Source organism: Paenibacillus sp. FSL F4-0125 (assembly GCF_038008565.1).
Classification (GTDB): domain Bacteria; phylum Bacillota; class Bacilli; order Paenibacillales; family Paenibacillaceae; genus Paenibacillus_AQ.
In genome coordinates, this window is record NZ_JBBOZJ010000001.1 from 4,252,159 (window position 1) to 4,264,629 (window position 12,471).

Annotated in this window: 11 protein-coding genes; 3 read left to right on the top strand and 8 right to left on the bottom strand. The window is 41.9% G+C overall.

Going from position 1 to position 12,471, the window contains the following annotated elements; translation table 11 throughout:
• Window positions 1-17: 17 nt before the first annotated feature.
• From NST74_RS18895 to NST74_RS18915, 5 genes are all read right to left on the bottom strand, one after another.
• The gene (locus tag NST74_RS18895) at window positions 18-803 is read right to left on the bottom strand and encodes a DeoR/GlpR family DNA-binding transcription regulator (protein WP_341113814.1); all 786 of its coding nucleotides are present in this window, start codon (window positions 801-803) and stop codon (window positions 18-20) included.
• 166 nt (window positions 804-969) lie between these two features.
• Window positions 970-1,449, bottom strand: a complete 480-nt coding sequence (locus tag NST74_RS18900) for a DinB family protein (protein ID WP_341113815.1) — start codon at window positions 1,447-1,449, stop codon at window positions 970-972.
• A 38-nt stretch (window positions 1,450-1,487) separates the two neighbouring features.
• The gene (locus NST74_RS18905) at window positions 1,488-2,954 is read right to left on the bottom strand and encodes a protein adenylyltransferase SelO (protein WP_341113817.1); all 1,467 of its coding nucleotides are present in this window, start codon (window positions 2,952-2,954) and stop codon (window positions 1,488-1,490) included.
• Window positions 2,955-3,152: 198 nt separating this feature from the next.
• Window positions 3,153-4,442 (bottom strand): L-cysteine desulfidase family protein, encoded by a 1,290-nt coding sequence (locus tag NST74_RS18910; protein WP_341113818.1) that lies wholly within the window; start codon window positions 4,440-4,442, stop codon window positions 3,153-3,155.
• Between the two features lie 110 nt (window positions 4,443-4,552).
• The gene (locus NST74_RS18915; RefSeq protein ID WP_341113819.1) at window positions 4,553-5,260 is read right to left on the bottom strand and encodes a DNA alkylation repair protein; all 708 of its coding nucleotides are present in this window, start codon (window positions 5,258-5,260) and stop codon (window positions 4,553-4,555) included.
• 402 nt (window positions 5,261-5,662) lie between these two features.
• Here NST74_RS18915 and NST74_RS18920 point away from each other — a divergent pair, with 402 nt between their 5' ends.
• Complete coding sequence (locus NST74_RS18920; protein WP_341113820.1) at window positions 5,663-6,508, top strand: lipase family protein; 846 nt, start codon at window positions 5,663-5,665, stop codon at window positions 6,506-6,508.
• Between the two features lie 62 nt (window positions 6,509-6,570).
• On the opposite strand, the gene NST74_RS18925 is transcribed toward NST74_RS18920, so the two are convergent.
• On the bottom strand, window positions 6,571-6,912 hold the full coding sequence (locus tag NST74_RS18925) for a DUF4181 domain-containing protein (protein WP_341113821.1): 342 nt from the start codon (window positions 6,910-6,912) through the stop codon (window positions 6,571-6,573).
• A gap of 414 nt (window positions 6,913-7,326) precedes the next feature.
• Between NST74_RS18925 and NST74_RS18930 the strand changes: the two genes are divergently transcribed.
• Window positions 7,327-7,758: a flavodoxin domain-containing protein gene (locus NST74_RS18930; RefSeq protein WP_341113823.1), complete on the top strand. Its 432-nt coding sequence runs from the start codon at window positions 7,327-7,329 to the stop codon at window positions 7,756-7,758.
• A 144-nt stretch (window positions 7,759-7,902) separates the two neighbouring features.
• Here NST74_RS18930 and NST74_RS18935 read toward each other — a convergent pair whose 3' ends face one another.
• Complete coding sequence (locus NST74_RS18935; protein ID WP_341113824.1) at window positions 7,903-9,972, bottom strand: serine hydrolase domain-containing protein; 2,070 nt, start codon at window positions 9,970-9,972, stop codon at window positions 7,903-7,905.
• A gap of 83 nt (window positions 9,973-10,055) precedes the next feature.
• Window positions 10,056-10,778: an MOSC domain-containing protein gene (locus NST74_RS18940; RefSeq protein WP_341113825.1), complete on the bottom strand. Its 723-nt coding sequence runs from the start codon at window positions 10,776-10,778 to the stop codon at window positions 10,056-10,058.
• Between the two features lie 216 nt (window positions 10,779-10,994).
• Between NST74_RS18940 and NST74_RS18945 the strand changes: the two genes are divergently transcribed.
• Window positions 10,995-12,443 (top strand): ATP-binding protein, encoded by a 1,449-nt coding sequence (locus NST74_RS18945; protein ID WP_341113826.1) that lies wholly within the window; start codon window positions 10,995-10,997, stop codon window positions 12,441-12,443.
• The last annotated feature ends 28 nt before the right edge of the window (window positions 12,444-12,471 follow it).

The following is a 12,471-nucleotide window of genomic DNA, read 5'->3' on the forward strand; positions in this document are numbered from 1 at the left end:
CCTTCTCCTTTATGTCATCAGTCTTGTGATTGAACCTCTTTCGTCTCTTCTGAACACTCAATAACTGTGATGTTCTTCTGATCTAGAACTTCTCTAATCTGACTTGGGAGTTCTCGATTGGTAATTAAAATATCAACGAAATCAAAGTCTAGCCGATAAAAGGATTTGGCATTAAATTTGCTGTGATCCGCCACTAAAATCACTTGATCCGCTCTTCGCGCCATTTCTCTTTTTACCCTCGCATCTTCTTCATAAGGATAGTAGAGTCCATCAGCACCGATCGCGGATGCTCCAATAAAGGCTTTATCTGCACGGATTTCACTAAGCTTATCGATAATGGAAGGACCATATAACAAGCGGTTCTTCACATTCAAGTAACCGCCAAGAACATAAATTTGCAGATCTTCCCGTTTGGACAAGATCCCTACGTTATCAATCGAGTGTGTAACAACCGTAATATCCTTCGCGGTGATTTGTTCTGCAACAAACTGTACAGTGGTGGATACATCTAAAATCACAGTCTCATGATCTTGAATAAGCTGCGCTGCAGTCTTCCCTATTCTCTGCTTACTCTCAGATTTATCGATCAATCGATCCTGATAAGATAACAATTCTTTTTGTAACTCAGGTAACGATACCCCTCCATGCGTTCGGATCACAACACCTTCTTGTACTAATCTAACAATATCCCTACGTGCGGTATCTCTGGATACATCAAATTGAGTACAGATCTCTTGAACACTCATCGATTGGTGTTGTTTCAAATATTCGAGTATCTTCAACAATCTCTCCTCTTGAAACATCTTGTATGCACCTCCTAAAGTCATCATAAGTCATTTAATAAGCATTTACAAGTATTAAATATAATAACTTAAGTATTTATAAGTGATATTCTATATCTTATCCTCATTGATATTCACAAAAAAAGACGTTATCCAGATGGCTATACATCCGTTAACGTCCTTCAATTCACTTCACATTGCGATTCCAACTCTTTTGGATCTTCCGAATAAAAACAATCTGCCCCACGTGATAAGCATTATGTGTCGTCACATTACCTAATACTTCCCACCACAGACTGTCTGGGAACCCTTGAACATCAGCTTCCAATTCGTCCTTCGTAATCAGTTCCTGCCAACGTAGAAGAACTTCTAAAAGTTGTTGTTGAAGCTCTTGGAACGTTACTCCTTCTGCAACAACAAAGGTATCATTGTTATCTACAGAAGGAACCGCATGGACGCTCTTTTCTTTATATCTTGTTTGCCAAGCCTCATTCCAGTAGAGCAGATGCTGCACAATCTCAACAATACTATTGCTTTCTTCTGTTACTTTCCAAGATGCTTCCTCTTCGCTTAAGTCTTTTACGGCTACCTCAAAGGGCACATACCAACTTGGATCATTCGCATTCGCTAGCAACTGGTTAGCCAGAACATCATATGCATGAAACATTCTTACTTCACCTCATTATTTAGATCATTATTTGCAAATCAAGTGCCGCAGAAGGTTCGATAGGGTCTTGCTGATTCCTCAGGAAGTGCCGAGTATTCATCTTGTTCAGGGGTATACGCGTAAGGATTGGAAAGAGCTTCAAGCAACCGCTCCATCACACTGTAATCTCCCTGTTGCACTGCAGCTTGGAGTGCTTCCTCTACCCTGTGGTTTCGCGGAATGATCGCAGGATTACTATTGCGCATTAGCTGCTGTGAAACCTCTTTCGATTGCTGCTGTCTGCTAAGTCTAGCCTGCCATAACTCATGCCACTTGGTAAATTCCGCTGCACTAAACAGAGCGGTTTCTTCCAGCTTCTCCAAGGTTAGGGCACGGTAGGTATTGGTATAGTCCGCCCGGTATTTCTGCATCAAATCTAGCAGGTCTTCAATTAGCGCAACATCCTCTACCTCTTCGTTGAAGATTCCGAGCTTCGCTCTCATTCCTGAGAGCCAATGATGATAAGACCGCTCTTTAAAATCTGCAATCTCCTCTTCAGCGAGCTGAATCGCCTGTTCTTGATCATCAGCCACCAATGGCAGGAGAGTCTCCGCGAATCTTGCGAGGTTCCAAGAGGCAATCCCCGGCTGATTGCCATAGGCATAGCGACCCTGCTGGTCTATGGAACTGAATACGGTCTCCGGATTATACATATCCATGAATGCGCATGGACCATAATCAATCGTTTCTCCGCTAAGCGCCATGTTGTCCGTATTCATCACTCCATGAATAAATCCTACAAGCTGCCATTTGGCAATCAGTTCAGCCTGACGTCCAATCACTTCCCGAAGCAGGAAAAGATATCGGTTCTCTTCCATAGGTACTTCGGGATAGTGTCTTTGCAGCGTGTAATCAGCCAGAATACGGAGATCATCTGCATTCCCCCATGCTGCAACATATTGAAAAGTACCCACCCGTAGATGACTGGCTGCAACACGGGTAAGAACAGCACCGGGCTGCTCTGTTTCTCGAATGATCGTTTCTCCTGTAGTGACCACCGACAAGCTGCGAGTGGTAGGAATACCAAGGCCATGCATGGCTTCGCTGATGATATATTCACGCAGCATCGGGCCAAGTCCGGCTCGGCCATCCCCACCACGAGAATATGGCGTTCTTCCCGCGCCTTTAAGCTGAATGTCTACGCGTTCACCTTGGGGAGTGATCTGTTCACCCAGCAGCACAGCTCGGCCGTCACCTAACATGGTAAAATGTCCGAATTGATGTCCAGCATAGGCTTGAGCAAGCGACTCTGTACCTTTAGGAACTTCATTGCCCGCAAAAATCTGTACACCATCCTTACTATGTAGTGCTGTGCTATTCAGCCCTAAAGTAGCAGCCAATGGTTCATTTAAAATAACTAACTCCGGCTTTCGCACAGGAGTAGGTTTGATCCTTGTAAACATGGATTCCGGCAGATGAGCATAACTGTTCTCAAAGTTCCATCCTATATCTATCTTCTCCGTCATAATATCTCCTTTTTATACCATCAGTCTATGCCTTTATGATCTCAGAATAAGTTATGTTAAAATTTAATGCAAATCTTCTTATAAACCTAGGACCTTGCCGCAGAATTACAAAGACCGCCCGGACTCCTGCCATTTTAAGCAGGGAACCGGGCGGTCTTAATTCATGATCTCTTATTTTGTATCTAAGTTACTATAAGGTTACTTCGCTCCACCTTTGGAGAGCATGATATTTAGAATGGTCTTGTCAGTATCCGCCAGACCTTCTTGAACCAGTCGCTCCATGTTGCGAATAGTGTCTTCCACCTCTTCGAAAATAACTCCATCCTTGGTCGTAGGGGCAATATTATTCATCGCCAATGTGGCTGCCTGAATCGCTGTATTGGTGGAGGTGGAAATCTTCAGTGCACAGGTTGAATTCGCACCGTCGCAGATCATGCCTGACAAAGAAGCTATTGTATTCTGTATCCCATGCTTAATTTGCTCAAGACTACCGCCCATGAGATAAATGATCCCGCTATTCGCTCCTACCCCGCCAGCGATCCCTGAACCGCATAAAGGCGACAACCGCCCGATATAATGCTTGATATGCACAGTGACCAGATTGCTTAGTGCAAGCGCCCGAGCCAGCGTCTCTTCATCCTTGCCGAGCAATTCCGCCAATGATATTACGGGAAGCGTACAGGCGATGCCTTGATTACCGCTGCCCGCTGTTGTCATCACAGGCATTGCACTGCCATCCATGCGAGCATCTGAAGCCGCGGCAGTGGCCGCTATAATTTTGTTCGCCACATCATTGCCGAATAAATTCATCGCAGATTGCTGGTTCATCTTCTTCCCTACTTGCAACCCATAATCGCCTCGAAGTCCCTCATCGGAAATCGCTTTGTTCATCCGAGCACCTTCCAAGAGGAAGCTAAGGTCTGAAAATGGAGCCGTACTTATAAACTCAAAAATCCGATCTACAGAGCCTTCATAAGCTTCAGTATCGGACAGACCGGGCTTTCCACAGTCAGCTTTAGACTTCTTAGGTGTCACTTTTTTTCCGTCTAGAGCTAGGTATTCAATATTAGTGTGTTCCTTAGCAAGGATGGCAATTGCCGTATGGTTCTCTGTCTTCACCTGTGCTTCAATATATAACTTCTCAGGAGTGTCCATTATCTCCACTTGCAGCAGCTTTCGATCTAGCAGATCATTAGCCAGCTTTAGCTCATCCGGAGTCAGACCTGACAGAATTTCCAGCTCCTTGTGCGAACGTCCGACCACCGCTCCAAGGGCTGCTGCGATAGGCAGACCTGTCTGGCCTGTCCCAGGGATGCCCACTCCCATTGCATTTTTGATAATATTACCGCTGAGATGCAGCTGAATCCCCGTTATTTCTCCTTCGAGAAGTTCTGCCGCCAAGGAGACGGCATACGCAACTGCGATCGGCTCTGTACAGCCTTCAGCCGGTACGACTTCCTTGTGTAAAATATCCAAATAGTTGCCCATGTATGCTTTTCCCCCTACTTTCTCCTCTTGGTGTCATTTCTATATAGTAACTCAGAGTGAAGCATCAGGGAATCCTTTTTCCTTTTTCTTCTCTAGAAGCTTCTGCTAGATCAACATCTTACATGCTTGCGTTTAAAACCAAGCTGAGCTTTGTCGACTGCTTTTTGAATATTTGCGTACGCGTGAATCAATTTACTTTTTGCCTTATCCTTGTTGACTTCAACTGGACCTACAGTCCTAGCAGTTTCGCTAGCCTTATCATGTAGTGGCGAATAAGATACGGCTACTGTGTATAAAAAGTTATTCATTGAATATTGGGTACGTTCTAGAGAATCATGAATCGTATTCTCCACCATCTCAAGCATACCAGCAAGCTTGCTTTCGGAAAACTCAACATCCGGCCGACTGCCAAGCAGCCAGCAGTAACAGCTCCAGCCCGCTGACATTCTCAGCTCTTCACCGCTCGCGATCCATTTATCGGCCACTTGTTGTGCAATATCCGCTTCTGCCAAGGTTACTGCCACTACAAAGTCGGACAGCATATAAAAATAAGCCGCATCCATCCATCGGTCATAATCCGCTTCCGTCATTGCATTGGGATCAGCAATGATGCCGGCAAAGTACATAGCATCGTAGTTCCCTGTCGCGTAAAGCTCCTCAGCCAATGGCTGATTTATTTTTGTTTTCTTGAAGATTGGCTTCATTGCTCCGGTAGCCACGCCAAATAGTGGTTCCTTTGCTCCATTGGACATATATATTTTCTTGGTTCGTTCCTTGCCGAGCGCTTCCAGCTCCTGCATGACCATCTCTAAATCCACTATTTAACACTTCCTTTTTCAAAGTTCTTTCCCAAGCTATCTTAGGTTTGTACTAGTTAAAGAAAGTGTACTGTATGGGTTTCCTTGTCGCAAGTTAAGTTTCCGAAGGAATCCTTATGTGTGCGCAGAAACACCAGAAGTAATTTAGGGGGCTGTTAGCTTCGATCGCTTCATTTGATTTATGGTAAGCTAGAAAACCGAAGGCACAAAGTGGAATCATAGCAAAGAGAAGAAATGAAATCATTAAGTGCCGCTGAACCTTCGACTTTCGAAGTAAAATCATTTGAAGTAACAATTTAACTGTATAAATTTAGATATTTCTAATTGGTACAAGGCCTCCTATGATATAGGAATCTCTCTCTCGTCCTCCTAATATAGTTTAGGAAGAAGGGCGGGATGCACATGGGTACCAAAAATGATCAAGAGCAAAGGGCTATCTTTCTAGCTGCCATCTGCGGACAGACCTATGCGCAGTTCTCAAATACAGAAGGTTTGTTCGTCGTTCCATTAGATTATCAGATCGTGGATACAATTGAAGCAAGATCCATCAGCGAGGTATGGGAACGCTTCGGATTTATTCTGGAGTCTCCACAAGAGATTGTTGTGGCCTTCCGGGGAACCAGTTCCACAACCGATTGGATGTCTAACGTTATGGCCTCACAGGAGAGATTCAAATACATTAAAGAAGATACCCTTACCCACCGTGGTTTCACGAATATTTACGCCTCAGCTCGCGATGGGATTATCTCTACACTTGCTAAGCTATCTCCCGATAAAACCTTATACATTACTGGTCACAGCCTCGGTGGAGCACTCGCCACTTTATGTGCTATAGATATTGCGGCCAACACCTCGCACATCTCACCTAATCTGTTCACCTATGGTTCACCACGTGTAGGTGATCCGAACTTCGTGAATGTTTTTAAACCATATGTCCGGAAGAGTTACCGTTATGCCAATCTTTTTGATGTTGTTACGTACGCTCCTCCACATGTATATAAGCTGCCTAAACGGGAAACGAAGTACTATTACAGTCATGTCCATACCTTCGTATCACTTTCTTTCCAGAATGGATCTGCAAGTAGCAATCATATGATCGGCAACTATTTTACTGAACTTTCAAAGCTCCAACCACGGTACTCCGAGCAGATATGTTTAACAAACCCAGGATTCTGTCCAGTTGTAAGTAACCCCGTCATAAGCGCATCCATTCCACCAGCTGAACCTCATGTACCAAAAAGGTCGTGAAATTAAAAAGCCTAATCCCTTATGTACGCTGACAGGGGATTAGGCTTTAATCGTTCAACCTATTAGAAAAAGAAATAAACTAACACCACACCTTCGACTAACAAAATCAGTGAAACGATATGTTGTTTCGTATGCTTTAAAAATTTCCAATCAATATATGACTGAAATCCTACGGCAATAATTATGAATACAATCCAAAACCACTTCATTCCTGTCCCCTGTACGCCATCAGCTATCATTATGACAATTGCCGAAATTAATCCAATAAGTCCGAGTATTAATTTACCTTTTATATTTAGCTCATTACCGTCGTCAGAAATTTTTTCTTTATCCGGGCCAACAATCCATACCCTTAGAAAAAAACCAGAAAAAGCAAGAATTAATACTAAAAATGGAATGGCCAATCCTGTTTGCCCTCCTTCTAAGAAGTTATTCGTATTTATTTCTTATCATTAGTTCTTTGATTTCTCTTAGCTCATTTAATATTTCCTTTGATATTTGCGTACTTCTAGAGTTATCAATGCCTAATTTAATCACGAATACTCCAAGTAAAAAATAGATGACTAGCATTACGATGATACTCAACTTATCTCCACACCCCTTTTTATTGTAATTTCTTTAAAGATATAGCTAACGATAGATCAATTATTCCTATGATACCATAATAAGGATGTAGAATTAGTACATAAGAACTTGCTGTTAACTTGACAAAAGATCGCTATTTTCGATAATATATATATATTATCTCGATAATCAAGATAATTGAATTACAAGAGTCTTTGGGACCTGGATAATTTAAGCTGAAAAGAGGAACCACAATGGCAGTACTTATTCTATATGCAACAAAATCAGGAGCAACAGAGCAATGCGCAAAGGTATTATCAGAAGAGATTCCTCAGAGTAAGATCTGTAATATTGAAATAGAGAAACCAAATCTTGAGGAATTTGATAGCATTATTTTAGGTGCCGGAGTAAGAGATGAGAAAATATACAAAGCGATTCGTGATTTTATCAAAAAAAATAAAGATGAGTTACTAAATAAGAAGATGGGCTACTATATTTGTAACGAGAAACCGAAAACAACTGAGGAATTAATAGAGAAGAATTTTCCGGATGATCTAAAAAAATATGCGATTTGTATCGAATCCTTTGGAGGTTACAAAGCCTATAAAGCTCCTAAGGAAGGTACGGATCAGCTTAAGGGGATTTTTGTAGATAAAATAAAAGAGTTTTCAAAGAATTTCAAATAGGAAGATAGAATTTCAACTAGCATAATTGCCCTCTGCGTCCCTATAAGGACGGGAAGCGTTTATATATAAAAAATCCTGTTCCCAAGATAAAATAATCTGGATAACAGGATTCTTTTTTTATAAAAAAAATTAAATTGATTATTACTACTTGATTGTCAATTCAAACTTCGCACCCACATCGCTTACAAATACAATTTTCCCGTTACTCGGAAGTTTAACTTGCGTAAGACCGCTGATCGTAGAGAAATTCACACACATACCATTCTGATCATAAACAGCAAAGGAACCTTTAGCTGGTAGCTCTACTGTCATCAACTTTCCTGATGCTGTCTCAGGTATTTCATACCATCTCGCATATCCATCTGCTTGGATGGTTACCCATGATTGCGGGCCGGCATAGATAGGTTTAATGGCATCCTGTGATATAAAATATTGGTTTCCAACCTTAAGGTACTCCACACCCTCTTTATTTTCAAAAACAAGATCCGCAAGATCGCGCCCACCTAAAGTTGGAATTTGCACAGTCATTTCAGCTTTATTCGGACCAGTTATTTTATTCGAGCCCATATAGCCCGGTGCATCAGGGAACATAGCAATTCCAGCTACTGGCATACTCATGTAAAATTGTGAGGTATACTTCTCGCTGACATCAAAATACATTTTTCCTTGACGCTGCTGCCATGCTGACAAAACCTCATTGGATAAAGAATTCGCCTCTAGCTTTTCTGCTGCATATTGAGTACTGGCAGTCTCACCAAGCCCTGGAATGACTCCGTACCCTTGACTCCAAAGATAGATACGACCATTGCTCTCCTTCACAAAGCTAACTTTACTCGTACCCACTACATCTAAGAATTCACCGTTCGTATGATACGAAAATTTCTGAGCTGGCATTGCAGGTGCCATGATCGAAGAGATACTCAATTCCCCAGCTTTACTAATCTCTATCTTCATTAGCTGCGTAGAATCAGCATAAACACCTGCATAACTTAACAAATCCTCTGGCATCTTCTCTTTGTTCGTGGCTTTAAATGTAGGCGTAGCTTTCAGTTCCTTGATAACTCCCTTTTCTTGTAGAGCACTGATCAAAATTTCGTTAGCAAGCATCTGATCGGTAGTGCTCGATCCTCCAGAAGATACCACAGCTGCTGCCATCCGCTGTCCTGGCAACACGACAAGTGAAGTATGATACAGACTTGTATCCCCGCCCTTAGTCAGAGCTTTGATCTCGTATTGATTGAATGGATACAAATTCACACTGTCCCAGCCCAATCCATATGCGAACGAATTATCGATTCCTTTTGGCCACATTCCACGTTTATATTCCTCTTGCTCCATCGCATTTACTGATTTCTCTGACAGAATCCCTTTCGATCCTCCAGTGAAAATAGTTGCAAAGCGCACCAAATCTTCAGCCGTGGAATAGATGCCCCCTGTTCCAATTACGTTAATGGTCTCTTTGGGTAAAGCGGCTGGGTAGGTAGCATTGTATACACTTGCCAACTGGCTGGAATCCACAGAATCTACTGGCGTTTTCGTATGCTGAAGCCCTAAAGGACCTGTAAAATTTTGATGAATGAATGTAGTGAAGTCCATGCCACTGACCTTCTCAACAATCAACTCCGCCAGCGTAAATCCATCATTACAATATACAGAGTACGCTCCTGGATCTGCCTTTAGGCGTTGTGTTGACAAAGTCGTTAGCAAATTATCTTTGGCGATAGAATCAGAATCATTAAATAAAAAAGAATTTGATAAGTTCGAACCCCCAAGACCTGATGAGTGATTCAACAGCATACGTACGGTGATTTGCTTATAACGTGAATCTTCCATCGTAAAATTATTCAAATAAGTTACAATGGGAGCCTCTAAATCAACTTTCCCTTGTTCTACGAGCTTCATAATAGAAGCTGCCGTATACACCTTACTCGTCGAGCCAATTCCATACATCGTTGTAACGCTTGGTGCCGTCTTGCTCTCCACATGGCTGTATCCTGCTTGGCCGCTCACAACGATTGTATCCCCATCCATCAGAGCATATTGGAGACTCGTCGTTCCTATCTTTTCCGTTAAGAATGCTGCCTTCTCAGCCGCCACCTTCTGAGTGTTCACGTACGTTTGCGTTTTTCCACTATCCGCTGCAAAAGCATTCGTAGGAATATACACGACTAAAAGCAGAAATACCATCAACAGGGATATTATTTTCTTCTTCATACATTCCCTCCCTCTATGAATTTGTCATTCCTTTTAAGGGTAATTTATCCATATGAGAATGTAAAGTAAGTTTATATCATACGCTAATCCATTAATTCTACTTTGTCTCCGATTCTAATTTCCCCTGTCTTAACTACAGAAGCATACACACCGAAGTGGAGTTCAAACTCTTGGTTCAGTTTTTTCAATAGTTTAGGGTCTCTTTCCAGACTATCCGGGTCCATCGTGATAACCATACATCTCTCACAAAAACTATCTACCTGTAGCTGCACTTCTCCAATGGAAAGCTGCCGACCGATCCAATCCCCTTCAAAAAGCGATTCATCATTTAAAGCGATAACAAAGTTCCCACGAAAACGTCGCTGATCTAAGGAATTTCCCCATGATGCCTCAAGCTTCTTTAAGCTGGCATCCGTTATGAGTAAGATACTAGCGCCATCCACTGATAACAGTTGCGGATGCTCCGGTTGTGGATGCGAAGCTTTTATAGTAGACATGGAGATTTGTGTTTTAGTTTGGCTTTGAATTTCTTCCAACAAACGCTCGTCCCACCCAAAGGTTCGTCCATCCGAAGCTCTTACATGAATTTCTCCATTGATAAATTGGGCTTGATAGGTAAGCATTTTAGGATTATTTCTAGCCGTAAAATAACGCCACCATCCCTCTTTTGACTCATCATAAAAGGCACAGAAACGATCCCCAAGCATTCCATATGGTTCTATCATACAGGTTTCCAATCGTTCACCTGCAAATGACTTGACTGGATAGCGGTTAATTTCTCGGATTTCACCAACGATTGATTGCACAGTACAACCCCTCCACTTTCTATAAATGCACGTATTCTCTAATATTACCTGAAACCACTTGACTCTTGCACCCTTATTTTCACAACAACACATAGCTTTGATTGGTTCTTGTTTACATAAAAATTTATATATTTTAATAGAATATATGTTTTATACTATGACTATTACATATGGTGGAAAGAATATGAGAGGTGAATAGCAGTGCGGCCCTATGAATTGCACAGTTTCGATTTTGCTTTTACACATGCTGTAATTGGAATGGCGCTTGTTTCGTTTGATGGAACGCTCTTGAAATGGAATTCCGCCTTAAGTGCCCTTTTGGGATATGATCATAGCGAGTTACCAACATCCTCTTCAACTGTTCGTACGCTTCTAAGTCAGATCCGTGAAATTGCTGAGCTTGAAGAGTCTTTTTCCTCGTTGAACATCCATCCGCATCGTTACCAACAGGATTATTACAAACCAACTGGACAACTATTATGCCTAGAGATCTCCATCTCTATCATTTCAGATACCAATGGTGCCCCCCAATATTATTTCATTCAATTCGAAAATAAGACGATCATCAAGCAGATAGAAACGCAGCTGCAGGAAGCAGAAACTAATCTGTTGGAGAAAGATGATTCTTTCTTACAACTGCTAGAGGAATTACCTCTGACCGTGGTGATTACAATAAACGGGATTGTTCAGTATGCGAATTCAGCGGGTTTGCAATTAATCCATGCGGAAAACCTTGATCAAGTATTAGGTTCATCTACTACTAGTATTGTAGACCTTTCCAATTATCAAATTCTTCAAGAACGAAGGGAAAGATATTACAGCGGTAATACGTCAGGCTCCGTTTGCTACTTAATTAATTGCTTAAATGGTCAGCAGAAATATGTGGATGGGTTCACGCTACCGATAATCTTCAATGGAAGCAGAGCATTTATTGGAATTTTTAAAGATATCTCACAGCAAATGCTGGAAGAAGAACGGCTAATCCAATCCGAGAAATTATCCACCGCAGGGCAATTAGCAGCTGGAATTGCTCATGAAATCCGGAATCCGCTTACAGCCATTAACGGCTTTATGAAGCTGCTTCGCTCTTCCGAGCGCATGAATGATAAATATTTTTTCATTATAGAGTCCGAATTGAAACGCATCGAGTTTATCGTCAACGAACTGCTCGTCTTATCCAAACCACAAACGACGCATATCAGTAAGCCTGTCGATTTATTATCTTTGCTCGAGCAAGTTACTACATTAATGAATGGTCAAGCTGCACTAAGAAACCTTAAGATTCTCCCTGTCTGTGCAGATCAACCCATTTGGATTCATGGAGAGGCTTATCAGCTTAAGCAGGTGTTTATTAATTTACTTAAAAATGCGATGGAAGCAATGAATAATGGAGGAAACATATATATTCATGTGCATACAACTGAAAGTGAATCACGAATTAGTGTACAGGATGAAGGTTGCGGGATGTCAGAGGAACAGATCAAAGCACTAGGCAAACCATTTTATACGACAAAAGAATCAGGAACTGGCCTTGGGTTTATGATCACACAAAATATTGTACATAATCATGGCGGAGCTATAACAGTAGAAAGTATTCCTGAGCAAGGTACCACTTTTACAGTAACCCTTCCAATGATATTAGAGCCCGAGGAAGCTGCGATCTAGCAATTGATGAACCGCAATCGCAACATCG